This is a genomic window from Streptomyces sp. NBC_01477 (assembly GCF_036227245.1).
Taxonomy (GTDB): domain Bacteria; phylum Actinomycetota; class Actinomycetes; order Streptomycetales; family Streptomycetaceae; genus Actinacidiphila.
This window is the reverse complement of the sequence record NZ_CP109445.1, coordinates 1,600,813-1,624,210: the sequence shown is the minus strand read 5'-3', so window position 1 is coordinate 1,624,210 and position 23,398 is coordinate 1,600,813. Positions and strand designations below refer to the sequence as shown.

The 23,398-nt window shown below is 70.0% G+C and carries 27 protein-coding genes and 5 pseudogenes; 10 read left to right on the top strand and 22 right to left on the bottom strand.

Annotated elements, in window-relative coordinates:
* Nucleotides 1-90: 90 nt before the first annotated feature.
* Nucleotides 91-1,479, bottom strand: a complete 1,389-nt coding sequence (locus OHA86_RS06240) for a hypothetical protein (protein ID WP_329173199.1) — start codon at nt 1,477-1,479, stop codon at nt 91-93.
* A gap of 281 nt (nt 1,480-1,760) precedes the next feature.
* On the opposite strand from OHA86_RS06240, the pseudogene OHA86_RS06235 reads away from it, so the two are divergent.
* Nucleotides 1,761-2,117 (top strand): annotated as a pseudogene (locus OHA86_RS06235) (transposase family protein); the annotation flags it as partial.
* Between the two features lie 291 nt (nt 2,118-2,408).
* Here the strand turns inward: OHA86_RS06235 and OHA86_RS06230 are convergent.
* A pseudogene (locus OHA86_RS06230) lies at nt 2,409-2,587 on the bottom strand (IS5/IS1182 family transposase); the annotation flags it as partial.
* 67 nt (nt 2,588-2,654) lie between these two features.
* Here OHA86_RS06230 and OHA86_RS06225 point away from each other — a divergent pair.
* Nucleotides 2,655-2,873, top strand: coding sequence for a hypothetical protein (locus tag OHA86_RS06225; RefSeq protein ID WP_329173197.1), 219 nt, complete (start codon nt 2,655-2,657; stop codon nt 2,871-2,873).
* A 116-nt stretch (nt 2,874-2,989) separates the two neighbouring features.
* Here OHA86_RS06225 and OHA86_RS06220 read toward each other — a convergent pair whose 3' ends face one another.
* The 3 genes from OHA86_RS06220 to OHA86_RS06210 all read right to left on the bottom strand — a co-directional run bounded on the left by OHA86_RS06220 (nt 2,990) and on the right by OHA86_RS06210 (nt 6,304).
* Nucleotides 2,990-4,276, bottom strand: coding sequence for an IS256 family transposase (locus OHA86_RS06220; RefSeq protein ID WP_443071968.1), 1,287 nt, complete (start codon nt 4,274-4,276; stop codon nt 2,990-2,992).
* A 121-nt stretch (nt 4,277-4,397) separates the two neighbouring features.
* Nucleotides 4,398-5,036, bottom strand: a complete 639-nt coding sequence (locus tag OHA86_RS06215) for a hypothetical protein (protein WP_329173193.1) — start codon at nt 5,034-5,036, stop codon at nt 4,398-4,400.
* Between the two features lie 29 nt (nt 5,037-5,065).
* On the bottom strand, nt 5,066-6,304 hold the full coding sequence (locus tag OHA86_RS06210; RefSeq protein WP_329173192.1) for an AAA family ATPase: 1,239 nt from the start codon (nt 6,302-6,304) through the stop codon (nt 5,066-5,068).
* Nucleotides 6,305-6,490: 186 nt separating this feature from the next.
* Here OHA86_RS06210 and OHA86_RS06205 point away from each other — a divergent pair.
* Nucleotides 6,491-7,047, top strand: a pseudogene (locus tag OHA86_RS06205) (IS5 family transposase); the annotation flags it as partial.
* Here OHA86_RS06205 and OHA86_RS06200 read toward each other — a convergent pair.
* The 4 genes from OHA86_RS06200 to OHA86_RS06185 form a co-directional block, all read right to left on the bottom strand.
* Nucleotides 6,996-7,478: a hypothetical protein gene (locus OHA86_RS06200; protein ID WP_329173191.1), complete on the bottom strand. Its 483-nt coding sequence runs from the start codon at nt 7,476-7,478 to the stop codon at nt 6,996-6,998. The pseudogene OHA86_RS06205 and the gene OHA86_RS06200 sit on opposite strands and share 52 nt — an antisense overlap.
* Nucleotides 7,447-7,839: a hypothetical protein gene (locus tag OHA86_RS06195; protein WP_329182685.1), complete on the bottom strand. Its 393-nt coding sequence runs from the start codon at nt 7,837-7,839 to the stop codon at nt 7,447-7,449. Before OHA86_RS06195 ends, OHA86_RS06200 begins: the two co-directional genes overlap by 32 nt.
* Nucleotides 7,734-8,150, bottom strand: coding sequence for a transposase (locus OHA86_RS06190; protein ID WP_329173189.1), 417 nt, complete (start codon nt 8,148-8,150; stop codon nt 7,734-7,736). The genes OHA86_RS06195 and OHA86_RS06190 overlap by 106 nt, the downstream gene beginning before the upstream one ends.
* Before the next feature lie 156 nt (nt 8,151-8,306).
* Nucleotides 8,307-9,938 (bottom strand): SWIM zinc finger family protein, encoded by a 1,632-nt coding sequence (locus tag OHA86_RS06185; protein ID WP_329173187.1) that lies wholly within the window; start codon nt 9,936-9,938, stop codon nt 8,307-8,309.
* A gap of 618 nt (nt 9,939-10,556) precedes the next feature.
* Here OHA86_RS06185 and OHA86_RS06180 point away from each other — a divergent pair.
* Nucleotides 10,557-11,027, top strand: coding sequence for a cyclic nucleotide-binding domain-containing protein (locus OHA86_RS06180; RefSeq protein ID WP_329173185.1), 471 nt, complete (start codon nt 10,557-10,559; stop codon nt 11,025-11,027).
* 45 nt (nt 11,028-11,072) lie between these two features.
* Nucleotides 11,073-11,459, top strand: coding sequence for an MFS transporter (locus OHA86_RS06175; RefSeq protein ID WP_329173184.1), 387 nt, complete (start codon nt 11,073-11,075; stop codon nt 11,457-11,459).
* Here the strand turns inward: OHA86_RS06175 and OHA86_RS06170 are convergent.
* Genes OHA86_RS06170 through OHA86_RS36015 form a run of 4 tightly spaced genes read right to left on the bottom strand, consistent with a single transcriptional unit; the run spans nt 11,419 to nt 13,446 of the window.
* The gene (locus OHA86_RS06170; RefSeq protein ID WP_329173182.1) at nt 11,419-12,267 is read right to left on the bottom strand and encodes an arginine deiminase family protein; all 849 of its coding nucleotides are present in this window, start codon (nt 12,265-12,267) and stop codon (nt 11,419-11,421) included. The genes OHA86_RS06175 and OHA86_RS06170 overlap by 41 nt on opposite strands.
* A gap of 41 nt (nt 12,268-12,308) precedes the next feature.
* Complete coding sequence (locus OHA86_RS06165) at nt 12,309-12,887, bottom strand: hypothetical protein (RefSeq protein ID WP_329182241.1); 579 nt, start codon at nt 12,885-12,887, stop codon at nt 12,309-12,311.
* Nucleotides 12,875-13,219, bottom strand: a complete 345-nt coding sequence (locus OHA86_RS36020; RefSeq protein ID WP_443071967.1) for an amino acid permease — start codon at nt 13,217-13,219, stop codon at nt 12,875-12,877. Before OHA86_RS36020 ends, OHA86_RS06165 begins: the two co-directional genes overlap by 13 nt.
* Nucleotides 13,147-13,446 carry a hypothetical protein gene (locus OHA86_RS36015; RefSeq protein WP_443071966.1) on the bottom strand — a complete coding sequence of 100 codons (300 nt, stop codon included), beginning with the start codon at nt 13,444-13,446 and terminating at the stop codon, nt 13,147-13,149. The genes OHA86_RS36020 and OHA86_RS36015 overlap by 73 nt, the downstream gene beginning before the upstream one ends.
* Here OHA86_RS36015 and OHA86_RS06155 point away from each other — a divergent pair.
* Nucleotides 13,379-13,576: a hypothetical protein gene (locus OHA86_RS06155; RefSeq protein ID WP_329182684.1), complete on the top strand. Its 198-nt coding sequence runs from the start codon at nt 13,379-13,381 to the stop codon at nt 13,574-13,576. The two genes, OHA86_RS36015 and OHA86_RS06155, sit on opposite strands and share 68 nt — an antisense overlap.
* Here the strand turns inward: OHA86_RS06155 and OHA86_RS06150 are convergent.
* Both OHA86_RS06150 and OHA86_RS06145 read right to left on the bottom strand, forming a co-directional pair.
* On the bottom strand, nt 13,553-13,726 hold the full coding sequence (locus tag OHA86_RS06150; RefSeq protein ID WP_329173180.1) for a hypothetical protein: 174 nt from the start codon (nt 13,724-13,726) through the stop codon (nt 13,553-13,555). The two genes, OHA86_RS06155 and OHA86_RS06150, sit on opposite strands and share 24 nt — an antisense overlap.
* Nucleotides 13,727-13,794: 68 nt before the next feature.
* The gene (locus OHA86_RS06145; RefSeq protein ID WP_329173178.1) at nt 13,795-14,244 is read right to left on the bottom strand and encodes a pyridoxamine 5'-phosphate oxidase family protein; all 450 of its coding nucleotides are present in this window, start codon (nt 14,242-14,244) and stop codon (nt 13,795-13,797) included.
* Nucleotides 14,245-14,358: 114 nt separating this feature from the next.
* Between OHA86_RS06145 and OHA86_RS36010 the strand changes: the two are divergent.
* Nucleotides 14,359-14,574 (top strand): annotated as a pseudogene (locus tag OHA86_RS36010) (universal stress protein); the annotation flags it as partial.
* Nucleotides 14,575-14,714: 140 nt separating this feature from the next.
* Here OHA86_RS36010 and OHA86_RS06140 read toward each other — a convergent pair.
* The 4 genes from OHA86_RS06140 to pflB form a co-directional block, all read right to left on the bottom strand.
* Nucleotides 14,715-14,897, bottom strand: coding sequence for a universal stress protein (locus OHA86_RS06140; protein ID WP_329173177.1), 183 nt, complete (start codon nt 14,895-14,897; stop codon nt 14,715-14,717).
* Entirely contained in the window at nt 14,894-15,190 is a 297-nt protein-coding gene (locus tag OHA86_RS06135; protein ID WP_329173176.1) for a universal stress protein, read from the bottom strand. The genes OHA86_RS06140 and OHA86_RS06135 overlap by 4 nt, the downstream gene beginning before the upstream one ends.
* Nucleotides 15,191-15,298: 108 nt before the next feature.
* Complete coding sequence (pflA, locus tag OHA86_RS06130) at nt 15,299-16,030, bottom strand: pyruvate formate-lyase-activating protein (RefSeq protein WP_329173174.1); 732 nt, start codon at nt 16,028-16,030, stop codon at nt 15,299-15,301.
* Nucleotides 16,027-18,309, bottom strand: coding sequence for a formate C-acetyltransferase (gene pflB, locus OHA86_RS06125; protein WP_329173173.1), 2,283 nt, complete (start codon nt 18,307-18,309; stop codon nt 16,027-16,029). The genes pflA and pflB overlap by 4 nt, the downstream gene beginning before the upstream one ends.
* 440 nt (nt 18,310-18,749) lie before the next feature.
* Here pflB and OHA86_RS06115 point away from each other — a divergent pair, with 440 nt between their 5' ends.
* Together OHA86_RS06115 and OHA86_RS06110 are read left to right on the top strand one after the other, a co-directional pair.
* On the top strand, nt 18,750-19,052 hold the full coding sequence (locus OHA86_RS06115) for an STAS domain-containing protein (protein ID WP_443071646.1): 303 nt from the start codon (nt 18,750-18,752) through the stop codon (nt 19,050-19,052).
* A gap of 90 nt (nt 19,053-19,142) precedes the next feature.
* Complete coding sequence (locus OHA86_RS06110) at nt 19,143-20,915, top strand: GAF domain-containing sensor histidine kinase (RefSeq protein WP_329173172.1); 1,773 nt, start codon at nt 19,143-19,145, stop codon at nt 20,913-20,915.
* A gap of 166 nt (nt 20,916-21,081) precedes the next feature.
* Here OHA86_RS06110 and OHA86_RS06105 read toward each other — a convergent pair whose 3' ends face one another.
* Nucleotides 21,082-21,639 (bottom strand): Rv1733c family protein, encoded by a 558-nt coding sequence (locus OHA86_RS06105; protein ID WP_329173171.1) that lies wholly within the window; start codon nt 21,637-21,639, stop codon nt 21,082-21,084.
* A 211-nt stretch (nt 21,640-21,850) separates the two neighbouring features.
* Between OHA86_RS06105 and OHA86_RS06100 the strand changes: the two genes are divergently transcribed.
* Complete coding sequence (locus tag OHA86_RS06100) at nt 21,851-22,360, top strand: universal stress protein (RefSeq protein WP_329173170.1); 510 nt, start codon at nt 21,851-21,853, stop codon at nt 22,358-22,360.
* Between the two features lie 168 nt (nt 22,361-22,528).
* On the opposite strand, the gene OHA86_RS06095 is transcribed toward OHA86_RS06100, so the two are convergent.
* The gene (locus OHA86_RS06095) at nt 22,529-23,026 is read right to left on the bottom strand and encodes a cellulose binding domain-containing protein (protein WP_329173169.1); all 498 of its coding nucleotides are present in this window, start codon (nt 23,024-23,026) and stop codon (nt 22,529-22,531) included.
* 210 nt (nt 23,027-23,236) lie between these two features.
* Nucleotides 23,237-23,374, bottom strand: a pseudogene (locus OHA86_RS06090) (integrase core domain-containing protein); the annotation flags it as partial.
* Nucleotides 23,375-23,398: the final 24 nt, after the last annotated feature.

Sequence of the window (23,398 nt, the reverse complement as noted above, 5' to 3'; positions counted from 1 at the left end):
CCCAGCACCCCCGACGGACTCGCCGCCCCGCCCCGCCAGTTGTGGCGCGGGGCGGCGAGCAGAGCAGCGCTCACAGTGCCGACGTGCGAGTCAGCTCACGTCGAAGGAGTAGTATCTCGTGGCGAGTTGGATGCCGTCCGCGGTGGTGGCGTCGACGGTCAGGTAGGCGAAGCCGCTCTCCGTGGGGGTCCAGGTAACCTGAGCGGCGTGGCCGAGCCCGGCCTCGACCGTGACGGGCTCGCCCCAGTTGAAGGAATACGTGTAGCTCACGACGTGGGGGACCTTCGGGGTGAGGGTGAACGTCCCCGGGACGCCCACCCCGCCGCTCGTCTCGTCCTCGGCGTAGACGTCCGAGGTCACGGTGGTCTCGGTGTTGTACTCGGAGCTCCACTCGGCGGTGTCGCTGACCCATCCGTTGGCGCTGGTGCTGGTCACGTGCAGGACCTCGCCGTAGGCGCCGTCCAGCTTGAGCGTGAACTTGCCGCTGCCGTCGGCGTCCGCCGGCACCTGGCGGGTCTGGTCCTGCTGCGCGCCCAGGGTCCGCACGGTGTAGCTCACGACCGGGCTCTTGGCCTGGAGTGCGGCGTCGGGCGCGAAGCGGAAGGTCGCGGGCTGGTCGAAGCGCGGGTCCGTCGGCGGAGTCACGGTCGGCGGACCCGTCGGGGCGCTGAAGCTGTACGTGGCCTCGTCGTACGACCGGTTACCGGTCCGGTCCAGGCTCACAACGTGGAGAGTGAGCGGGCCCCCGCCGCCCGGCGGGATCAGGCTCACCGTGGCGGAGCCGCCCAGGCTGTCCGCGCGCACGTAGTACTTGGTGTCCGCGTATCGGTCCTTCGGCTGCGGGATCGCGTGCTCGCCGATGCTCACCACGTACACGGGCAGCGGGTCCATCCAGGCGAACTCGAAGCCCTCGACGTCGTTCACGCCGTTGGCGTCGAAGGTGAACCGGACCGGGTCGCCGCCTTCGGTCACCTGGTTCTGCGGGTAGTTGGCGGAAGTGACGGTCGGAGTCGTGGACGGCCTGGTGTTGTCGACGGCGAAGTAGCACGGCGCCGACCACTCCGAGGCGACGGTGCCCACCACCGTCTGCGCCTGCCAGGCGTAGACCTGCCCGTCGGCCAGTTTGCCGGCCGGCGCGGTGACCCACCCCTCGTTTCCCGGAACGGCGACTGCGTAGCTGAGGCTGGTGATCTGCGCCGGATCGGCCACCGGCCAGAGCTGGAACTGCTCGCTGGGCAGCGTCCACCCGTCGCCGCCGACGACCCCCGTGACCCCTTCCAGTTGGACGCCCGAGCCCGCCCAGACGTACGTGGGCGCGGCCTCGTCGTGCGAGCAGGCGGCGTAGCCGTTGAAGAGATCGGTCGGCGTCGTCGGCGTCTCCCCGGTCGCCATCGCCTGCGGGGCCGCAAGCAACGCCAGCCCCAGGGCTCCCACCGCTGCCAAGGCGGCACGCGCGCGTACGCGCAAGGACAATCGCATGTGTTTCCCCTCCCCTTTGGTGCCCGCCGCGGCACACGACCGTGCACCGACCCGCGGGCCACCACACATGTTAGGGGCGAAAGTTACCTGCTCACAGCGTATAACTGATCGTTTCCCCGCACCGGGGGGAAGGCTTCGTCGTTCAGCGGGTCTCTCCGACTCGACGGCAGTTCAGGTGATCTGCATGGCTGTGGAGTTCGTTACGTGAGGCGGGACGGAGGCAGGCACGACCTCCGAGTGATCATGAGGTGTCGAGTCCCTGATCACCGCAACGGAAGACCGTGCCTGCCCGCTCATCATCGTCCATCCCTGCCGGCCTGAGCCAACTCACCGACGCCCGCCCCGCTGTGCCCGGGGAACACCCGCATCTGCTTGACTGCTTCGTGACGGTGCCCGATCCACGCCGGGCCAAGGGCCGCCGCCATCCCCTCTCCTTCGTCCTCGTCCTCGTCCTCGCCGCGTGCGCGGTGCTGGCCAGCGCGAAATCGCTCACGGCGATTGCTGAATGGGCGGCCGACACACCGGCCGCCGTGCTCAGCGCGCTCGGCGGCCCGAACCGCGAACCCACCGGCCCCAGCGCTCCGGCTGAGGCCTCCGTGCGCCGAGTCCTGCAGCGCGCCGACGGCGACGCCCTTGAGGCGGCAGTCGGCGCCAGGCTCGCCGCCCGCGACCCAGGCCCCCCGCCTGCCGACCAGGACGCGGACCAGCAGTCCTGTCGCTCACTGGCCGTGGACGGCAAGACAGTCCGCGGTGCCCGCCGCACCGCTGGCACCCAGGTCCACCTGCTCGCCGCGATGACCGGCACCGGTCTGGTCACCGCCCAGCGCGAGGTCGACTCGAAGACCAACGAGATCACCGTCTTCAAGCCGATGCTCGCCGAACTGGCCCGTCAGACACGGCCACCAGGACCGACCCACCTCATTGTGTTAGCCGTTGTTACCGCGGTCCACGGGGCTCGGACCTGTGTGTTCGCCCCCTTTTTTGGCCTGCACGTGGGCGGTGACGAGGACGACTCTGCTGACGTCGACGAGGCCGGCGTCGTCGAGTCGGTGCAGCACAGCCGGAGACGGCCCCAGACGCCGGCTCTCGACCAGATCAGGACCCGCTGGGACACGATCGCCGACACCCTGTACGGCGCGGTCGCCACCAACACGTTCAAGAACGACCACAACCTGGTGGTCCTGGCCGTCACCGCGGAAGCCGAGGTCCGCGAGATCCTCAAGGGCCTGCGCTACGCGAACCGGCGCCTCGCCGCGCACGACAAGGGTGACCCCGCCCGGATCAATGCCTGGATCCTCGCCGTCGGGAACGTGGCGACCGCTCCCCGCTGGCAGCAAGCCGTCCAACCTGCCGTGCGCGCCCACGCCCGCCTGGTGGTCCTCCGCGCCATGTGACTCCCGTACGACGGGCGTACGCGGAGGCATCCTCCCGCCCCCACGTACGCCCGTCCCCGCAACACACCTCGCTGATCGGGTCTGCCCAGCGACTGGTGTAACTGGGTTTGTGTGGGTTAGCGGCGGCCTATGGAGAGTCGGCCGTCGAAGACGATGTCGAAGGCCTGGAGTGCGGGCTTCCATCGCATGGTCCAGCGTTTGCGTCCCTGCCCGGTGGGGTCCAGGCTCATGACGGCCATGTAGACGCACTTCAGCGCGGCGGCCTCGTTGGGGAAGTGCCCGCGGGCGCGGACGGCCTTGCGTATGCGGGCGTTGACCGACTCGATCGCGTTGGTGGTGCAGACGACCCGGCGGATCTCGGCGTCGAACTGGAGGAAGGGCACGAACTCGGCCCAGGCGTTCGGCCAGAGCCGCACGATCGCGGGGTATGTAGTGCCCCATTCCTCCTGGAACTCCAGGAACCGCTCTTCGGCCGCGTCGGCGGTGGGTGCGGTGTAGATCGGCTTGAGCGCTCGGGAGATCTTGTCCCAGTCCTGGCGGGCCGCGTAACGGAACGACGCCCGCATGAGGTGAACGACGCAGGTTTGCGTGAAATCCTGCGGCCAGACCGTCCCGATCGCGTCGGGCAGGCCTTTCAGTCCGTCGCAGACGACCATGCACACGTCCTCGACACCGCGGTTGCGGATCTCGGTCAGTACCTGGAGCCAGTACTTGGCGCCCTCGCCGCCGTCGCCGGCCCACAGGCCGAGGATGTCGCGGGTGCCGTCGACGGTGACCGCGAGGGCACCGTATACCGGCCGGTTGGCGACCTGCCCGTCTCGCACCTTCACATGGATGCAGTCGATGAAGACGACCGGGTAGACCGGGTCGAGGGGGCGGTTCTGCCATTCGGCCATGCCGTCCATGACCTTGTCGGTAATCGTCGAGATCGTCGACTTGGACACGCTGGCCCCGTAGACCCCGGCAAGGTGCGCTGATATGTCGCCGTGGGTCAGGCCCCGGGCGGACAGGGACAGCACCATCTCGTCGACACCGGTCAGCCGACGCTGCCGCTTTTTGACGATCTGTGGCTTGAAGCTGCCCTCCCGGTCGCGGGGCACCTCGATCTCAACTGGTCCAACGTCGGTCAGCACGGTCTTGGACCGGATCCCGTTGCGGCTGTTGCCGCTGCCAGCGCCGGCCGGGTCGTGTTTCTCGTAGCCGAGGTGGTCGGTGATCTCGCCCTCCAGGGCGGACTCCAACACCCGCTTGGTCAGCTGCTGCAGCAGCCCGCCCTCACCGGTCAACTGCAACCCGCCGGCGCGGGCCCGGTCGACCAGCCGCCCGATCAACTGCTCGTCCAGCACATCCGCCAGCAGCTCGACAGGGCGCACATCCTCAGCCGCCTCAACAGAGGCGATCACGTCGCTCATCAGGTGCTTCCTTGATCAGGAGATACACCGGTCACCGTACAGACCCGCGCCAGGCATGGCACCCTCGCACATTTCGCCCTGCCCCGGCGGAAGGGATATCGGCAGGAGTAGGTCAGGTCCAGCCCGTGAGGTCGTCGACGAAATCAGAGTACGAGCGGTTGCTGCCGCGCGGGGACGGGACGAGCCGGTACTTCAGCGCCTCGCGGGCGACTGCGGGGCCGTCGCTCTCCCGGAAGACCGGCAGGCCCAGTCCCCGCTTGAGTTCCTCCTTGGCGTCCTTGACGCGGCCGGTGTCCTTGTCGAGTAGACGGCCGGGAACCTTCCAGCGCGGACGGACATGGGGGAAGGCATCCGGGAAGAGCAGCAGCCAGCCCTCGCTCTCCCACGCCGCGAGCGCGAGCGCCGTCCGAAACTCCACGCTTTGACCGGTGAGTTCGGCGACGAGTGTCCTGCGAATCTGGTCGTATTGGGCGTCGGCGTAGCCGTCCAGATCCTCATGGACGACGAAGCCGAGCAACTCGGCGCGCTGCTGGCGTGCCTTGGCTCGTGCCTTGCCGACCAGCGCTTTCACGGCGGCAGCCAGGTCCGGGCCGGACTTCCTGCGCAGCCGTACCGGGTCGTTGATGCGAACTAGCTTGGTCGCCGCGCCGAGGTCGGGTCGGTGGGCACGTATGAGCGCGGCCAGGATCTCGCAGTCGTTCTGATCCTCACCGGCCAGCACGATGACGCGCCGTTCCTGCGCCCCGGACACGCGCCCGCCACCCTGACGCCCCTTCGGGGTCACAGCTCGCCCCCGGTGAGGTCGCCACCCAGCACCCCGGAGAACCACAGTTCACCTAGCGGCTGTTCACCGGATTCCTCGATAATGTCCTTCACCTCGTCGACTGTGAGAGCAGGGATGATTGACGCGCCGTCGTCGTCGCGGTCGCACACGACGAACTCCTCCGGATTCAGCCGGTTGACGAGCGCGGGCGAGTGGGTGGCGACGATAAACTGCGTCCGTTCGGCGGCCTCCCGCAGGCGCTGCACGATGAGTTCCAGGGCCTGCGGGTGCAGCCCGTGGTCGATCTCCTCGATGCAGGTGAACGCCGGAGGGTTGGGGTCGTAGAGCAGGGCAAGCAGCCCGAGCAGCCGGACCGTCCCGTAAGAGGCGTCGGCGAGGGGCGTCAGGCGGCGCAGGCCGCGCTCGTGCAGAACGACGGTCAGCTGGTCCGTCGCCCCGCCGACCTCCTCGAACTCAATGTTCTCCAACTGCGGTAGGACCGTGCGGGCGTCGGCGACCAGATCGTCCCAGATATCCTCGCGGCCGCTGAGGTGAATCAGGAACCCAGCCAGGTTCTCGGCGTGCGGTGAGAGGGTGGCGAAGTCCGCACCGCGCAGGCGGGTCGGCTGCCGGGCCGCCGCGACGTCGACGTCGAAAACCCGGAACGACGATAGTCGGTCGGCGACCCTCGTCACCTCGTCGCCGCCGTCGGAGGGACCGAGCCGCGGAAGCGTGGACAGGCCGCTGCTCAGCCTTCGGATGCCGAAGCTGCCGCTGTCCTTGCTCTGGCCCGCCCGAACGTCGAGGATGCGGGCCTCCTCGCCCGAAATGGTGATACGCCGACCGCGTCCCTGCCTGCGCTTGAACGCGAAACTCTCTTCGCGGGACAGGGCGAAATAAGGCGACCGATCACCGCTGCTCTTCGACCGGAGGGAACGGCGCCGGATGGTGAGGGCGTACTCGTCCGGCGCGTTGCGGGTGGAGTTGGTCGTCCAGGTCGCCTTGAGGTGGATGCGCATCGAGGTCGGCGGCTTGGTTCCGCCCCAAAAGGCCACCTCGTCGAACCCACCGCGCGCGTCGAGCGCCGGCTGGAGATCGGTGCGGATGATGTCGGCAAGGAAGTCGAACACCTTCAGCACATTGGACTTGCCTGCCCCGTTCGGGCCCACCAACACTGTGAGCGGACCGAGTGGGACGGTCACGTCGCGCAGACTTCGGAAGTTCTCGACGTGCAGTTCGAGGAGGCGACCAGGCATGAGACGAAACCTATCGGGTCGGTGATCGCGGCGCGGGGATCGGACCGGATACGTCGCCGCTGCCACTCGGCGCTCCGCCCCGTTCGAGCAAGACTCGAACAGGGCGAGGTTAAGACGTCTTCTCAATTGGTGCTTTGACGGTCGGCTTCCCACGCGAGTTGTGGACAGCATCCGGAAGGCTCGGCGGCACGGCAGGCCCTCGGCCGGTCCCGGGGTGGCCTGACCAGAAAGGTCCACCTGGCGGTTGATGGCCGCGGCCTGCCGCTGTCGCTCGTGCTCACGCCCGGCAACGTCAACGACTCCACCATGTTCGAAGCGGTACTGGACGCCGTCCGTGTCCCGCGCCCCGGGCGGGGAAGGCCACGCACCCGCCCGGACCGGGTCCTGGCGGACAAGGCGTATTCGTCCCGGGCGATCCGCGCCTGGTGCAGGCGTCATGGCATCGCCGTTACGGTCCCTGAACGCTCTGACCAGGTCGCCAACCGGCTCCGCCGGGCCTCCCGAGGCGGCCGGCCTCCCGTCTTCGACGCGGACGCGTACAAGCACCGCAACGTCGTCGAGAGGTGCCCAACCGGCTCAAGCAGTTCCGCGCGGTGGCGACCCGCTTCGACAAGCTCGCGGACCGCTACCAGGCCGGACTCCGCCTCGCCTCGCTGATCCTCTGGCTCCGCGAGCCCGCGTCGGCACGCGTTCAGCGCGCGGGTGGCAGCACGGCGAGCACACCCGATGGGATCCCCAGCTGACCCAATCGGGACAGGAGCGCTGCTTCCTGTTCCTGCGTGACCTCAATCCACAGGGCCGTTCCCGAGTCGCTGGCGCTGAAGACCAGCCGGCCGTCCCGCCAGCCTTCGGCGTGGATTGTGTAGGGAGCCAAGTCCGACAGCACCCTGAAGTGCCCGTCGTCTCGGACATCAAGGTCGATCCCCATCCCAGGATCGGAGCGCCTGGACCGGGTACCGCTCACGACCTCCTGCCGAGCCAGCGATAGCGCACGCTCATACGAGTGCAGGACTTCGACCGGCCAGAGGTCACCGCTATAGGCGTCGATGTGGGCTGCGTCGATGCTCGAACGCAGCACATGAAGCGCTTCGCGATGAACACGCGCAACGTCCGCAGGGCGAAACCCGTCCACGAGTACGAGCTCACGGACCCGGACACCATCCTGCCTGATCACATGCTGGATCCTCCCACCGGCAGCCAGCCCACTCCGCAGAGAAAGCCGCCACAACCTGGTCATTGTCAGACACGACCTCGTCCAGGGCGAGTTCATGCTGCCTGGACCTGGAGTCGGGTATGCGCCGGGTGTCGACCCGGTCCGCATATCGGCGGCTCCAGTCCGAGACGACCAGGACCTGGACGCAGTCGGGGGCCGCCGCGGACAGGGCGTTGAGCGCGGCGCGGACCGACTCACCGACCGGTTCGAGACGGTTCAGCTCGCGGGCGGCCGAGACGATGTGGGTGGAGTCGGTGCGCTGCCGACCGCCCTCTTCGACCAGGCCGAGTTCGCGCAGCCGGTCCAGGAGAAGGTCCAGCACCCTCGCCTCCAACTGGTGCCCGACCACGCGGGTGCGGATTTCCGACAGGACCGTGCGGTCGAAGCCGGGTCATCCAGCCGCAAGCCGAGGGCGTACTTCCAGGCGAGGTTCTCACGGGCCTCGTCAGCGGCTTGCGGGTCGGTCAGGTTCGCTGCCTTTTGCAGCACGGTGACCAGCGCGCGCCGCCCCGGCGACCAGCCCGGCCTGCCCCGCCGCTCGAACGCATCGGCGAACTGCTCGTCGCAGAACAGTTCCCCGGGCTGGTCGCGGACCCGCACGGCCGGCGGAGCCTCGCGCTTTCCCCGGTACATCGCCCGAATCGCTCCAGCGATCTGCGGGTCCGGCTCCGGGCCAGGGCCGCGGCTGCACCGACACGGCAAACTCCGATCCCCGGGACAACGGCGAGACCACCGCAACTCCATGATCCACTACCGCGCCCGGACATCATCGCCCCACCCCGACCAGGGCTACAGGCCGTTGCTGTCCAGGATCTGCATCAGCTTCGGCTTGCGCTTGAGCTCGGTGCGCAGCGCGGCGGCGCGGCGGGCGTACTCTTCGGAAGTGCCAAGCCGTTCATGGCAGGCGCGGATACTGCGCAGCAGCCGGGCGATCTCCTGGTACGTCCGGTCGCCGGTCGACTGCTTCAGCGGTTCGAGCAGCCGCAGATAGACATCGAGCGCGTCGGCGGGGCGGTGGTCGCGTACACGGTCGGCCAGTGTGAGGAGCCGGCGGTCGTCGGCGCGCCCGGCGGCGGCCTCCCAGGCGGCGTCGACGTCGCCCTCGTCGAGCAGGACGTCGATGAGCGTACGGTCGGCCTCCCCGAGCCGGGAGCCGGAGCCGCCGCGGTCCGCGTCCGCACGCAGCAGCTCCAGCGCGGCCTCGCGTTCGGTCTCCCAGCGGTCGCAGGCCCGAGCGGCCGACCGCAGCGCCCGGTAGGTCCGCAGTGTGGCGTGTGCCCGGAAGCGTTCGCGCCGCGTGGCGAGGGCGTCGTCCGGCCGCCCGGCCCGTGCGTAACGGGCGCAGACCCATTCCACGAGCCCGTCGTCGATGTCGCGTCGCTTCGCGGCGGCCCGCAGACCGCGCTCGGCCCACTCCAGTGCGTCTCCGGCGCGCCCGGCCTCGTCCAGTTCCTGTGCGATTCGCAGATGGGTGGCGCCGTCAGGGGCGGGAGCGGCGGCGTAGGCGGCGACCAGCGCGTCCACATCGCCCTGGGCTTTGAGCAGCCGCTCCCTGAGACGTGCCGCCTTGTCGGTGGGTTCCTCCCGCCATGCTTCGGTGGCCAGGCCGACGGCCTGGGCCAAGCCGGCCGGACCGAGGATGTCGCGGTAGTCGGCCGGGTCGGCCGGGCTGATGCTCGCGACCGGGCCCAGCAGATGCCCGACGAGCCAGCGCGCGGTCGGCTCAGGAGCCGGACGGGCCGTGCGGCACGCCTGCCGGTGCACCACCACCAGGTCGTGCACCGGCGCGAACAGCTCGTCCGGCTCGTCCGCCAGCTCGTAGACCTTGCCGAGCCGCCACAGCGCCCACCGCGCCCCGTCCACCGCCTCGGCTGCCCGCCCCGCCGCGATCAGCGCGCGCAGGACCAGCGCGGCCTCGGTCACCTGCCGGACGTAAGCGTCGGTCTCGTCGGAGTCGGCGTACCCGTCGCGGGCGAACGCACCTGCGTTGAGGAGCCCTTTGACCCGGTCACGGGCGGCCGTACGGTCGGCCCCTGCGACTTCGGCCCGCACCAGCAGGCGGCCGTGCAGCTCGGGGGCGGCAGCCGCCTCCTCGCTCAGCAACGCGAGCAACGCGTCCCGGTCCAGCGATTGCAGCCAGGGTTTCACCACGTCCTCGACCTCGCGAGCGGGCCACGCTACGGCCGATCGAGGTGCCGGGACCGTCTCGGCGAACTCCTGCGGTGCGGCCGGTTCGGCGTGCCGCAAGGTCGCCAGGCCCACCGCGACGCAGTGCTTGCAGAAATGGCCCTCGGCGCCGTATGGGCAGTCGCACGACCCTTTGACCCCCGCCTGCCCCGTGACGACGAGTGTGACGCGGTACGTCTCCCGGCCCGGCACGACGGCGCGTATCGTGTCCCCGCCGATCTCCAAGCCGCTCACCGCGCCGACGTACTCCTCGCCGTAAACGAAGGACGTCGACCCAGCAGCGGCCCTCAAGTCGCTCTCGCCAAAGCCAGGTTGGCTGCCTACTCTCCGCGCCACCGGTCCATTGAAACCGATTCTGCCCCTGCTGGAGCAGTTCGCGGCTGATTGCTGACGGTCACTGCGGGTGCCGATTAATCATCCGGCCTGGTCAAGCGGCATGGTGGTGTTCGTGGAGGGTTCCGCCGGGTCGGTCTTGGCGGCGGTGTCCTTGCCGAAAACCTCGACCGTTCAGGTCACACGGCATGTTGCTACTCGTGGAGGCGGCCGCGTGTCCGTATGCCGAGGCGGGCGATCTGTCCTGGAAGGCTGATCGGCGGTGGCACCGACCGTAGTGGGCGATGTCTTGCGCGCGGACGCCGGAGACCTCGCCGATACGGGCGGCGGTGAACCGCAGGCCGGCCAATGGGTACTGGCACGCGCCGGACGGCTCCGCGCGGGGGAACCGCTCGGCTCCGGTGCAGGGGCCGTTCGGCCCACGACGGGCGCGCCGCGCCGGCCGGACGATGGGGACATGGATGGCGCGGCCGGGGCGAGTGGTGCCGACGGGCGCCTCAGCAGATGACGGAGAAGACCATGACGACGAAGCTGATGACGATGACCGGCCGGCTGGCCGCCCTTCCCGATGAGCACCGAGACCCGTTCATGGCCCTGGCCCGCGAGGTGCAATTCTCCGCCGGCCGGCGGCTCTTCGAGGAAAAGGGCAGGGCCGACCGGTTCTGGATCATCCGCGACGGCGACGTGGCGCTGGAGCTTCACGTCCCCGGCCGCCCGGCCGCTGCCATCGAAACGCTCGGACAGGGCTCCCTGCTCGGCTGGTCCTGGCTCTTCCCGCCGTCCCACTGGAGCATGTCGGCCCAGGCGCTCACCGACGTGCGGGCCTACGAGTTCGACGCGGACGCGGTACGGAGGCTGTGCCGGGAGAACCCGGAGTTCGGCTACGTCTTCGTGCTCGCCTGCGCCGAGGTCATCGGCCACCGGCTGGAGGACGCCCGCACCCGCCTGCTCGACCTGTACGGGCCGTACGGCAGCGCCCTGCCCCGCTGAACGACTCCGCACGAACCGCCCCCTGGCGCTGGCGGGATCGCCGGCATGGCCGTCGCCCTCGCCACCGCCGCCTGGGCGTTCTCCTACCGTCACGGGACCGGGACCAGCGCCACGATCCCCGACTCACAGGCTGTGGTCGCGCTGGTCGCGGCGCATCTGTTCGTGCTGTGCTTCGCGTTCTCCTGGGGCGTGGTCGTCTGGGTGCTGCTGGGTGAGATGTTCCCCAACAAGGTCCGCGCCCTGGCCCTGTCGGTGGCCGCGTCCGCCCAATGGCTGGCCAACTGGGTCATCACCGTCAGCTTCCCGACTCTCTCGGACTGGAACCTCTCCCTCACCTACGCCGTCTACGCGTGCTTCGCCCTGATCTCCATCGCCTTCGTCTACTTCTTCGTCAAGGAGACGAAGGGCCGCACCCTGGAATCAATGGGCTGAGCACCCGCCCGCTTCGCGAGCCCCGCGATCCTTGCGCGCCCCGGCCGATCATCGGCCGGGGCGCGCTGTCGCACGAGGCGGGGCCCGGTTCAGCGGCGCGCGGGGAACCGGTGCGGCCATTTGCGGCACTCTGATTCCGTGGGGCTGAAGAAATCCGACCCCGTGCCTCAGGCCCGGAGCCCGTCGGGGCTGAGCCGGGCGCGACCGGAGGCCGGGCCGCCAACTGCGGCCGGGCGCAGGCGACGACTGACCTCGGCGGGACGCTCGCGCAGCCGTCCCGCCCATCGTAGATCCAGGCGGAGTTGTCGCGCTGGAAGAGGGTGTTCGGCAGGGGCGCCAGCACGAAGTCGTCCGGGCCGAGGCTCTGCCAGCGCAGGCTGCGTACCTGGAGCGGCGACAGGTCGGTACGGGTCACGCCGCCGATGAGCAGTTCCGCCAGCGTCCCGGGGTCGGCGTCGTCCGCGAGTGCCCGCAAGGGGCCGGCCAGGGTGGGCCCGACCTGCTCTGCGGTGCAGACCCGGTCCAGCACGAAGGCACGGGCCTCAGGGAGTGCCAGCGTCTCCGCGAGCAGGACGTCGAAGTGCCGCACGGTGACGGAGCGGTCGCGCAGCGCCTGGACGAACACATCGTGCTCCTCGCGGGCCCTGGCGGCCCACAGCACGTCGTCGAACAACAGGGCGTCGCAGTTTCCGGGTGTCAGGCGGCTGAGTTCCAGCCCCGGGCGGTGGACGACTGCTTCGCGAAGACGGCCCACCTCGGAGTGGACTCCCCAGGCGCGGGGCTCGGTGATCGCCTCGGTCGATCGCATGACTGATCGGTCGTCGGTGGTGGCAGGCGGGGTCGGTCGCGTCATGACGGGATCTCTCCGGTGTCGGTGGTACGGGCGGTGGGTGCCGGGGTGAGCCGACTGCCGGCCGGGGTCTCGGCGGCGGGGAGAAGATCGACCGCGCTGTCGTAGGGGACGACGAGGCTCTCGCCGTACTCGCCCCGTCCCGTCTTCAGCCAGATGTAGACGGGCAGGCCCAGCAGGATGCAGAACAGGCCGTAGCAGACGGCCTGGTATCCGCTGCCGGCCAGCGACCAGAAGGAGAAGACCAGGGCGACCGCGGATACGCCGCAGTCGCGGACCAGGTGCTGCCAGTGGGTCCGCCGGCCGCGGGTGAGCAGCCAGTACAGCTGCGCGGCGGCGCTGAACAGGTACGGGATGACGGCTGTGACCACGGAGAGCAGGACGAGCGTGGTGAAGACCTTCTCGAAGCGCGTGTAGCTGACCACGGTCAGGACCGAGGCGAGGAAGGTCGAGCTGAGGATGCCGAACGCGGGTATCCCGCGCCGGCTGCGGGCGAACACCGCCGGGAACAGCCGGTCCTTCGCGGCGGCCATCGGCATCTCGCCGACGGCCAGCGTCCAGCCGATCAGGGCGCCCAGGCCGGAGACGATCGCCGCGACGGCGACGGTCTGGCCGGCCCAGCTGCCGCCGAAGATGGCGTCGGCCGAATCGGTGAACGGCGCCGTGGACTTCTGCAGGGCGGCCCGAAGTTGTGCGCCTTGATGAACAGCAGCCCGACGGTTGCCATGAACAGCAGAGGGATGAATTTCAGCACGGTCGTGATGTTCTGGGTGATGGCGATGTTCCGCACACCGGAGAGATTGATGACCGCGGGTATCCACAGACCCGCCATGGCGATCACGACGGACCAGAGCTTGGCGTGCCCGGTGTTCCAGAAGACCTCGACGTACCCGACCCACGCGACGACGATCGCGGCGTTGCCGGCCCAGGCGGTGATCCAGTACGACCAGCGTTGAGGAAACCGCCGAAGTCGCCGAAGGCGTCCCTGGCGTAGACGTAGGGGCCACCGGAGCCCGGCACCCTCTTCGACAGCGACCCGAACGTGAACGCCAGCGCCAGGGCGCCAACGGTGACCAGGACGAACGCCACCAGGCTGATCGGGCCGTACGGCGCCAGCGCGCTCGGCAACGCGAACACCCCGGTGCCGATGACCGATCCGATGACCAGCGCGGTGGCCGTCGGCAGTCCGAACCGCCGCTGCTTCGCGGCCGTCTCTGATGTCGAGGTCTGTTCGGGCGCCTCGTTATTGACCTGCGTACTCAATTGAGGTCTTCAGCCCGGGCGAACGCGTCCCGACCAGTCGGCCGAACCTGAACAGGACGCCCTTTTCATACTGCTTGACCACCTTGACTGCCATGGCGATGGCCACGATGCCGAGAACGGCCACGATGACGAGAAGGAAAATCAGAAGTGCCATGGTGTTGCTCCCTGGAAGTGAGGAGCGCACAGTTCCTGTGCGATATCCCGGGATGACCTGTCATGAACTCAGCCAATCGGGCAAGCGGGCAATGCGTCAGCATCCGGCGGACGCCCGAGCGACCGCCCGGCGACGAGGTCGCACGCGATCCTGATATACGTCTCCTCCGGCGGGTTCGCCCCCCAGGAGCGCACGTCCAACGCGCGCAGCCTTCTGCGCTCAACGGGGTCCGTCACCAGTTCGGCCCGACCGGTGACGACCACACTCCATCCGCTGCGGGCGTCCTCGTCGAAGCAGTCCGCCTCGAAAGAGACTATTGCGTCATCGACTTTGACGGCCATGTGAGAGGTCTTGGAGGTGCGGACGACAATGGCGGAATCATGGTCCAGGACATACCTGACCGGCAGGACGGCGGGCAGGGCATGGTGCGTGAAGACGATACGTCCGATGGAGGCCGTCGCCAGCAGCCTCAGACATTCCCGATCACCCAACTCCCGGAATCCGTCGTGGTAGTCCATACGGCAATACTCATCGCCTCGGATCGCTCCCGGTAGGGCCGCTCGGTCCCTTCTCCCGGGCTTGACGGCCCGTTCGTCGGAACGGAAATCCCCAGCGGGGTGGTCGCACATCCGATGCAGCGGGGTAGATCGGCCTTAGCCGTGCCGGCGGTCCCGCACCATCGTGGAGGCATGAAGATCCAGGAGACCAACGCGACTGACTTTGCTGGAGTACGGCCGATCGTCGTAGGGGTGAGCGGATCCCGTGCGTCTCTTGCTGCTCTGCGCTGGGCCGCGGCCGAAGCAGCGGCACTCAAGGTCCCCGTGGTGACGGTTCGCCTCATCGGGCCGCGCGCCACGGCGGACTCCGTACCGTGGCGGCCTCGGAGGCGGCCCTCGCCGGCTGACCGTCCCGAGCCGGATTCCGCCAATGGCCGGCGGAATCCGGCTCGGGACGCTCTTCCAGGTTCAGCGGATCGCTGCAGGTGGCCTCAGTCGTGCGGGACGACGGTGACGGGGGTCTTCGCGTGGTGCATTGCCGCGTGGGTCACGGAGCCGATGTGCGAGCCGATCGACGATCCGCGGGTGCGGCGGCCGACGACCAGCAGTGAGGCGTCGGAGGCCGCCTCGACCAGAACGGGGGCGGCGCCGCCCATCCGGACGTCGGTGATCACCGCGACGTCGGGGAACCTTCTCCCGCCAGGGCAGCAGCGTCTGCGTCAGCGTGTCCGCCACGGTAGCGAAGGCGCAGCGCGGCAGAAGCCTCGCGCGGGATGGCCTCGGCCCAGTGGCGCGTCTCGTCGGGGTCCGCGAGGGATCCCCGGGTGTCGTAGTTGTAGGGCTGCCACTCCCAGGCGTGGATCAGGCGGAGCGGCAGCCTGCGGCTGACGGCTTCGCGGGCGGCCCAGCCAGCGGCGGACAGGCTTTCGGGCGAACCGTCCAGACCTGCGACGACGGTACGGACCATGGTGACGGCCTCCTTCAGGTGTCTCCCTTCCAGCGTCGCCCACATCGGCTCTCCGCGGGAGGGGCCACCCGTCGCCCTCCCGCAGGGCCGACCGGCCCTGCGGGAGGTTCACAGAGCCCGCAGACCGTGCTCGCGGAACTGCCCGCGCACGCGTTCGGTGAGTGCGGGGTCGGGTGCGGGGGTGTCGCGCAGGGGGAAGGGGATGCCGAGTGCCTCGTACTTCGGGGCGCCGAGCTTGTGGAAGGGCAGGACGTCGACGCCCTGGATGTTGCCGAGGCCGGCGGCGAATTCGACGAGGCCGTCGACCGCCGCCTGGTCGTCGGTCCAGCCCGGCACCAGTACGTAGCGGATGCGCACCGGCACGCCCAGGCGGTTCAGGCGGGTCGCGAAGCCGAGGGTCGGCGCCAGGGCGCCGCCGGTCAGCGCGCGGTAGGTCCGCACGTCGAAGGACTTGATGTCCAGCAGGACGAGGTCGGTGTCGGCCAGCAGTTCGTCGGAGGCCCGCGGGCCGAGGAATCCGGAGGTGTCCAGGGCGGTGTGCAGGCCGAGTTCGCGGCAGCGGTGGAGGATCTCGGCGGTGAAGGCGGGCTGGAGCAGGGGTTCGCCGCCGCTGAGGGTGACGCCGCCGGCGGCCGTCGTCAGGAAGTCCCGGTATGTGGCGATCTCCGTCATGATCTCGTCCGCCGTGGCCTGCCGGCCGTCGCGCATGTGCCAGGTGTCCGGGTTCTGGCAGTACAGGCAGCGCAGCGGGCAGCCGCTGAGGAAGAGCACGAACCGGGTGCCCGGCCCGTCCACGCCGGTGGACAGGTCCCAGGAGTGCACGCGGCCGGTGGCAGTCACCGTACGCCGTGGAAGGTGCGGCTGATGACGTCCAGTTGCTGCTCGCGGGTCAGCCGCACGAAGTTGACGGCGTATCCGGAGACCCTGATGGTCAGCTCCGGGTACTCCTCCGGGTGCGCCACGGCGTCTTCCAGTGTGGCCCGGTCCAGGACGTTGACGTTGAGGTGGAAGCCGCCCGCGCCCATGTAGGCGTCGAGGATCCCGGCGAGGTTGCCCGCCCGCTCGTCGGGGTCGTGGCCGAGTCCTTCGGGGGTGATCGTCGAGGTCAGCGAGATGCCGTCGCGGGCCCGGTCGTACGGGATCTTCGCCACCGACAGCGCGGAGGCGATCACGCCGTGGCGGTCGCGTCCGTTCATCGGGTTGGCGCCGGGGGCGAAGGGAGTGCCGGCCCGGCGGCCGTCGGGGGTGTTGCCGGTGTGCTTGCCGTAGACGACGTTGGAGGTGATGGTGAGCACCGACTGGGTGTGCTCCGCGTCCCGGTACGCGGGGTGGCGGGCGACCTTCGTCATGAACGACTCGACCAGGCCCGTGGCGATGCTGTCGGCGCGGTCGTCGTTGTTGCCGTACGCGGGCCAGTCGCCCTCGATCTCGTAGTCCACGGCCAGTCCGCTGGAGTCCCGGATCACCTTCACCCGTGCGTACTTGACGGCGGAGAGGCTGTCGGCGGCGACGGAGAGCCCGGCGATGCCGCAGGCCATGAAGCGGTGGACGGGGTGGTCGTGGAGCGCCATCTCCAGCCGTTCGTAGGCGTACTTGTCGTGCATGTAGTGGATGACGTTGAGCGCCTCCACGTACGTGGCGGCGAGCCAGTCCAAGGTGCGGTCGTACGCGGCGGACAGTTCGTCGTGGTCGAGGTATGCGCCGGTCAGCGCGGGCGTGCTCGGGGCGACCTGTTCCCCGCTCATCTCGTCGCGGCCGCCGTTGATTGCGTACAGCAGCGCCTTGGCGAGATTGACGCGGGCCCCGAAGAACTGCATCTGCTGACCCACGGCCATAGCGGAGACGCAGCACGCGATGGCGGTGTCGTCACCGGTCTGCGGGCGCATCAGCTCGTCGGACTCGTACTGGATCGCGCTGGTGTCGACGGATACCTGGGCGCAGAAGCGCTTGAAGCCGTCGGGCAGCCGGGGCGACCACAGCACCGTCAGGTTCGGTTCGGGCGCGGGGCCCAGGTTGTAGAGCGTCCGGAGGAAGCGGAAGGAGGTGCGGGTGACCAGCGTGCGCCCGTCGGCGCCCATGCCGCCGATGGATTCCGTGACCCAGGTCGGGTCGCCGGAGAAGAGGGCGTCGTACTCGGGGGTGCGCAGGAACCGGACGATCCGCAGCTTGATCACGAAGTCGTCGATCAGTTCCTGCGCGCCGCTCTCGTCGAGCAGGCCCTCGTCGAGGTCCCGCTGGAGGTAGACGTCCAGGAAGGTGGACGTCCGCCCGAGTGACATCGCGGCGCCGTTCTGTTCCTTGACCGCCGCCAGGTAGCCCAGGTAGAGCCACTGGATCGCTTCGTGGGCGGTGGCGGCGGGCCGGGTCACATCGCAGTCGTACGTGGCGGCCATCTGCTCCAGCTCGCCGAGCGCGCGGATCTGCTCGGCCAGTTCCTCACGGTCGCGGATCACGTCGGCGGTGGAGGGCTCCGCGTCGAGCAGGGCACGCTCGGCGTGCTTGGCCTCGACCAGGCGGGTGGTGCCGTAGAGCGCGACCCGGCGGTAGTCGCCGATGATCCGGCCCCGGCCGTAGGAATCGGGGAGCCCGGTGATCACCCCGGCCCTGCGCGCGGCGCGCATTTCGGGGGTGTAGGCGTCGAAGACGCCGTCGTTGTGGGTCTTGCGGTAGGTGCTGAAGACCTTCGTCACGAACGGGTCGGGCTCGTAGCCGTACGCCCGCAGGCCGTTCTCGACCATGCGCAGGCCGCCGCCCGGCATGATCGCCCGCTTCAGCGGCGCGTCGGTCTGGAGGCCGACGATCAGTTCGCGGTCGCGGTCGATGAAGCCGGGGGCGTGCGAGGTGATGGTCGACGGTGTCGCCGCGTCGACGTCGAGGATGCCCCGGGCGCGCTCCTCCGGGAACAGCGCCGTGATCTTCGCCCACACCGCGCGGGTCCGGTCGGTCGGACCGCACAGGAAGGCGGCATCGCCCTCGTAGGGCGTGTAGTTGGCCTGGATGAAACCGCGGACATCGATCGCGGGGACCCCCGCCTCGTTTCGCTTGCGCCACCGCTGTCCGCTCATGCCGCGCCACGCCGGTGCGGACGTGTCCGTCCTGGGGCCGGATGTCACCGTCATCGCAGTCGTCCCTTTCGCTTTGCCCGTCACTGACATGTCGATCCTCGTCGCGGTGGGCCGGCGGCGGCAGGGCCGTCAGGTGCCGGGCAGGGGGGCCGGTCGGCCCGTACCCCGTCTGCCGGGAGAGCGGTCCGCAGACCCGGCAGGCCCCGGGACCTTGCCCCGGTCGGCCCCTGTGCCGGATGGGGGCGACGCCGGACAGTGCAGACAGGACCCCGCGCTCCAGCAGGAAGGCAGCACCATGAAGCACCGCACTGCCGGCGACCTGATGTCCAGCCCCGCGGTCACGGCCCAGCCCCACTGGACGGTCGTCCAGGCGGCACAGGTCATGGACGGGCACAAGGTCAAGCGGCTGCCGGCACCGTGGTTGCGCACCGAAAGCCCTGGCGTCCCGATCTGTTTCGCTCAAGATCCTGGAACGGGATGAAGCCATGATGAAAGTGCTCACTCTGCAGGGCGAGATCGACCTGTCCACCGCGCCGGGAGTGTCCGCCCGACTGGACGCGGCAACCGCCCGTCCGGGCACCGAGCTGGTTGTGGACCTGCGCGCGGTCACGTTCATGGACTGCAGCGGCCTGTCGGTGCTGTGCCGCGCGCGTGAGCGCCTCCTGCGCGGCGGCGGCAGTGTGCGGCTCGTGGTGAACGACTCTGCCGTCCTGCGGCTGCTGCGGCTGACCGGACTGTCCCAGGTCTTCGACACGATCACGGAGCTGCCGCAAGCGGTCCCCGTCCCGGTCGGATGAGGCGCGAACATCCCGCGCTGGTAATCATGCGTACTGCATATTCGAGGGGACAGGTTCCCACGGTGGTGCCTAGGCACCGGTGGAGGACCGTTGAGCGAGAACAGCACTGAGACCGGCGGACAGCTGCCCGCACTGCGGCTGGACGAACGACTCGAAGAGCTCCAGGCTCGGATCGACACGGTACGCGGGAGGGAAGACCGGCTGCGCAGCCTGCTGGAGGCGGTGCTGGCGGTCGGGCGGGAACTGGACCTGCCGCACGTACTCAGGCGGATCGTGGAGACCGCCGTCGTCCTGGTCGACGCGGAGTACGGCGCGCTGGGTGTGATCGGCGACGACGACAAACTGTCGGAGTTCCTGACCGTCGGAGTGCCCGAAGAACAGGCGCTGAAGATCGGACCGGTTCCCTCCGGGCACGGAATCCTGGGCGAACTGATCCGCAACCCGGAGACCCTTCGCCTGCCGGAGCTCTCCGCGCACCCGGCCTCGCACGGACTCCCCGAGAACCATCCGCCGATGCGCACCTTCCTCGGAGTCCCGATCCGGGTACGGAACGTGGCATTCGGCAACATCTACCTGACGGAGAAGCGCGGCGGGCGCGAGTTCGACGCGGAGGACGAGACGCTGCTGGCCACCCTCGCGGTCGCGGCCGGAATCGCCATCGAGAACGCCCGGCTGTACAAAAAGGCCCGTGAGGGCCAGCGCTGGATGGAGGCGAACGCCGAGGTCGTCAGTGAGCTGCTGTCCGGCGCGGACGAGACACCCGTGCTGGAACTGATCGTCGACCGGGGCCGCCACATCCTCGGGGCGGACCTGGGCGTGGTCGCGCTGCCCCTCGGCGGCGGCACGGACCTGCAGGTGATGATCGCCGTGGGCGTGGACGCCGAGAGCCATCGGGGGCTGGTGCTGCCGGGCGAGGGCTCCTTCATGGGGTCCGCGACGGCCGCCGGCCGGCCGATCATCACGTCACACATCACGTCGGATCCCCGGGTGACCGTGGGGCCTCCGCGCTGGCAGGGGCTCGGGCCGGTGGTGGCGGTGCCCATGATGGCCGGCGAGAAGGCGCGGGGCGTGCTGATGTTCGCCCGCAAGGAGGGCTCGGCCGAATTCACCGAGGCCGAAGCGTCGCCGCTGCTCGGCTTCGCGGGCCAGGCCGCGCTGGCCCTCGAGCTTGCCGAACGGCGGCGCGGCGCCGAGCAGTTGGTGCTGCTGGAGGACCGGGACCGGATCGCCCGGGATCTGCACGACCTGGCCATCCAGCGGCTGTTCGCGACCGGGATGACGCTGCAGAGCGCGGTGCGGTTCGTCGACCACCCCGAGGCGAGCGAGCGGCTGGTGCGGGCGGTGGACGATCTGGACGAGACCATCAAGATCATCCGGTCGACCATCTTCGGACTGCGGGTCCACGAATCCGGCCGAGCAGCCCAGGGCCTGCGGGTACGGATATCGGGCGCGGTGGCGCAGGCCGCCCGTACGCTCGGCTTCACCCCGGGGCTGAGCATGGAAGGGCTCATCGACACCGACGTGCCGGCGGCCGTCGCGGACGACGCCGTCGCCGTGCTGGCCGAGGCTCTTTCCAACGTCTCGCGCCATGCGAAGGCCACGGCCACCGGTGTCTCGTGCACCGTCGCGTCCGGGACCCTGACCATCACGGTGACCGACAACGGGTCCGGCGTGCCCGCCGGCTGCCGGCGAAGCGGCCTGGACAACCTCGCGGTCCGGGCCGAACGCCACGGCGGCAGCATGGACATCCACCCCGGCCCTCAGGGCGGTACCCGCCTGGTCTGGCGCGTCCCGGTGGCACCTGCTCGCGCCGGACCCGGCTGGAAGCCGGGCCTTTGCGGTCACGTCGATTCCGGGGAATGACTCCGGGGGCGCCGCTGCCGATGATCACGATACGCCGGCGTGTTTGCCGGTCTGCGTATCCGTCCAGGTGGTGGCCCACGAGGCTCACTCTCCACTGGTCGGCGCGGGCCTTTCGCGGCGTCGCGCGATGAGGCCCCCTATGCCGGTGACCGTGGGCCCGTGGCAGTCAGGCGTCCCGGTGGTCCCACTGAGGTCCGACCGCCGCCCATTCGGCCGCCCACTGGGTGGCTCGGCGCCGGTTGAGGAGTCTGGCCGTGGTCCCGCAGCCGAGGACCGCACCGGTGAAGATCGCGAGGGCGGTCCAGCCGCCGATGACGTCGGCCTGGATCTGCGCGCCGGGAGCGGACAGCGGGTCCGTCATCAGGGCGCCCCGGGTATCGGCCCAGACGCTGACCTGGGTACCGCGCGCCGACCCGATGACCGCCTTGACGCTGCCGGTGCGGCTCGTGCCATCAGGTGCGGTCCAGCGGGCCGGGACGAGCACCCGGGAACCGGCCCCGCTCGCGTCGGGGGCGTCTTCGGTCAGCACCGCCCGCGTGCTGTGCCGTTCGAGGCGCTGCTGCGTGTAGCGGTCCTCCAGGTGCTGGGCCGACAGTGCACCCGCCAGGATCGCGCCTGCCATCGCGACCAGGCCCACCGCGAGAAAGGTCCACGCCTCCACGGCGTACGAGCGCCGGCGCAGCGGGTTGCTCCGCAGGCGCCACAGCCATGCGCTGCGCTTCATGGTCGGTCCCTCACCTTCATGTGACACGACGGCGCCGGTAGCCGGCGCCTCTTCAGACTGCCTCGTGCTGCGGCCGCCGCCGAGAGCCGAACGGCCCTGCCGCGAGGGCGGATCGGGCCGCAAACGGGACTCGGCCGGCTCTGCCCGGTGACGGAGCCGGGTCGCCAGGATCGAGTCATCGAGTCGAGGACCTGTCACCGGAGGAGCGGACATGAGTGCGCAACGTGTCGTCGTAGGAGTGGACGGGTCACCCCTGTCCTTCGCGGCGCTGGACGCCGCCGCCGTCGAGTCGCAGCGGCGTACGACAGATCTCGAAGTGGTCTACTGCGTGGCCGACTTGGACGAAGCCGGCCCGGTCCTCCGGGCCGCCGCGTCGCGGGTCGCGGGTCGCCACCCCGGCCTCGCCGTCACCACGACGGCCGTCGTCGGCCACCCGGCCGACGTGCTGGTCGAGCGGGGCCGCGACGCGGCCCTCACGGTGGTCGGCAGCCGGGGGTCCGGCGGCCTCGCCGGGTTGATGGCGCGCTCGGTGAGCAGCCGGGTGGCGGCCCGTACCGACGCACCCCTGCTCGTGGTGCGGGGCATGGACGCCCGGCGTACGCCTCACCTCCCTGCCGCGCTCACCGTCCGGCTCTCAACAGGACTCCTGCACAGAGCCGTTGGGCCCTGTGGTTCGGGACCTCGGCCCCCAGCGGGCCGCACCCGCCCGGCGGGACAGTGAAGCCGTACCCCACCGAACGCACCGCTGACCGACAAGGAGATCGTCATGGCCCGCCACCAGGAGCCTTGACTCACCGAAGGCACGCAGGCCGCGGATGCCGTACCGGCATCGACCGCGCCGCGCCCGGGTCATCGATGGAGGCGCGGCGGTTGCCGTGCCCGGGGTGCGTCAGCCCGGCAGGCAGCCCAGGGCGGGACCCGACGGCGGAGACCCGCCGCCGTTTACCACGTAGCCGAACGTCGTCGACCCGCTGACAACGAGCTGCCCGTTGTAGGCGGCGTTCTGGGCCGTGGTCAGAGTGTTCACGGTGCCCTGCACGGCGTTCCACATGCTGACGATCGTCTGCCCGGACGGCTGGGGCCACATGACCGTCCAGCCGGGCAGCGGGACGCTTCCGGTGTTTCTCACGGTCACCTCGGCCTGGTAGCCGCCGCTCCAGGCGCTGGTGGCCTTGAGGGTGGCGGCGCAGGACTGGCCGTTCTGCGGTGGCGTCGCGGCTGGGTTCATCGGCGCGCCGTGCGCCGGCGCGCCGCCGCCGCTGAGCAGGACAGCGGTGAGGGCGGCGAGGGCCGCGGCGACGGCCGGCAGCGCCTGGGTCGCCGGGCGTCGCCCGGCCGTCGCCGGTAAGCGGCTGGCCGGCGGTGTCCGCGTGCTTCTCAGGTGCATGGCGCGGGTCCCTTCGGTGGGGGTATGGGAGCGCTCCCATGCAAATGAAGTTAGCGCGCCCGGATGCCTGTGTAAACGGCTGGGCCAGGGGGGATGCGCCGGGATCCGGACGGCGGCACGCCGCGTGTGGGCAAGACCTCACCCCGGCGCAACGGAATGGCGATTCCTGATGCGCGGCAACTCGCCGCAAGCCGTCGCCTTTTTGCGTACGGGAGCGATCGGGAAGACCTGGGCCCAGCTGCGGCGCGGTATCAGGTGCGAGAGCGCGGCGAACCGCAGGCGGTCGGCTGGTTCGTAGCGCACGCGCGGGACCTGTCGGCGCAGGACCGCGTTCTCATGCCGCAGCACAGGGTAGGCCGGGCTTCGCGATGG

What these genes read in the sequence shown, in the direction of transcription:
- OHA86_RS06240 (WP_329173199.1), bottom strand. Translation starts at nt 1,479, where the DNA reads ATGCGATTGTCCTTGCGCGTACGCGCGCGTGCCGCCTTGGCAGCGGTG.
- OHA86_RS06210 (WP_329173192.1), bottom strand. Translation starts at nt 6,304, where the DNA reads ATGCCTGGTCGCCTCCTCGAACTGCACGTCGAGAACTTCCGAAGTCTG.
- OHA86_RS06190 (WP_329173189.1), bottom strand. Translation starts at nt 8,150, where the DNA reads ATGTACCGGGGAAAGCGCGAGGCTCCGCCGGCCGTGCGGGTCCGCGAC.
- OHA86_RS06180 (WP_329173185.1), top strand. Translation starts at nt 10,557, where the DNA reads ATGACGACGAAGCTGATGACGATGACCGGCCGGCTGGCCGCCCTTCCC.
- OHA86_RS06175 (WP_329173184.1), top strand. Translation starts at nt 11,073, where the DNA reads ATGGCCGTCGCCCTCGCCACCGCCGCCTGGGCGTTCTCCTACCGTCAC.
- OHA86_RS06170 (WP_329173182.1), bottom strand. Translation starts at nt 12,267, where the DNA reads ATGCGATCGACCGAGGCGATCACCGAGCCCCGCGCCTGGGGAGTCCAC.
- OHA86_RS06150 (WP_329173180.1), bottom strand. Translation starts at nt 13,726, where the DNA reads ATGGCACTTCTGATTTTCCTTCTCGTCATCGTGGCCGTTCTCGGCATC.
- OHA86_RS06145 (WP_329173178.1), bottom strand. Translation starts at nt 14,244, where the DNA reads ATGGACTACCACGACGGATTCCGGGAGTTGGGTGATCGGGAATGTCTG.
- OHA86_RS06135 (WP_329173176.1), bottom strand. Translation starts at nt 15,190, where the DNA reads ATGGTCCGTACCGTCGTCGCAGGTCTGGACGGTTCGCCCGAAAGCCTG.
- pflB (WP_329173173.1), bottom strand. Translation starts at nt 18,309, where the DNA reads ATGACGGTGACATCCGGCCCCAGGACGGACACGTCCGCACCGGCGTGG.
- OHA86_RS06105 (WP_329173171.1), bottom strand. Translation starts at nt 21,639, where the DNA reads ATGAAGCGCAGCGCATGGCTGTGGCGCCTGCGGAGCAACCCGCTGCGC.
- OHA86_RS06100 (WP_329173170.1), top strand. Translation starts at nt 21,851, where the DNA reads ATGAGTGCGCAACGTGTCGTCGTAGGAGTGGACGGGTCACCCCTGTCC.
- OHA86_RS06095 (WP_329173169.1), bottom strand. Translation starts at nt 23,026, where the DNA reads ATGCACCTGAGAAGCACGCGGACACCGCCGGCCAGCCGCTTACCGGCG.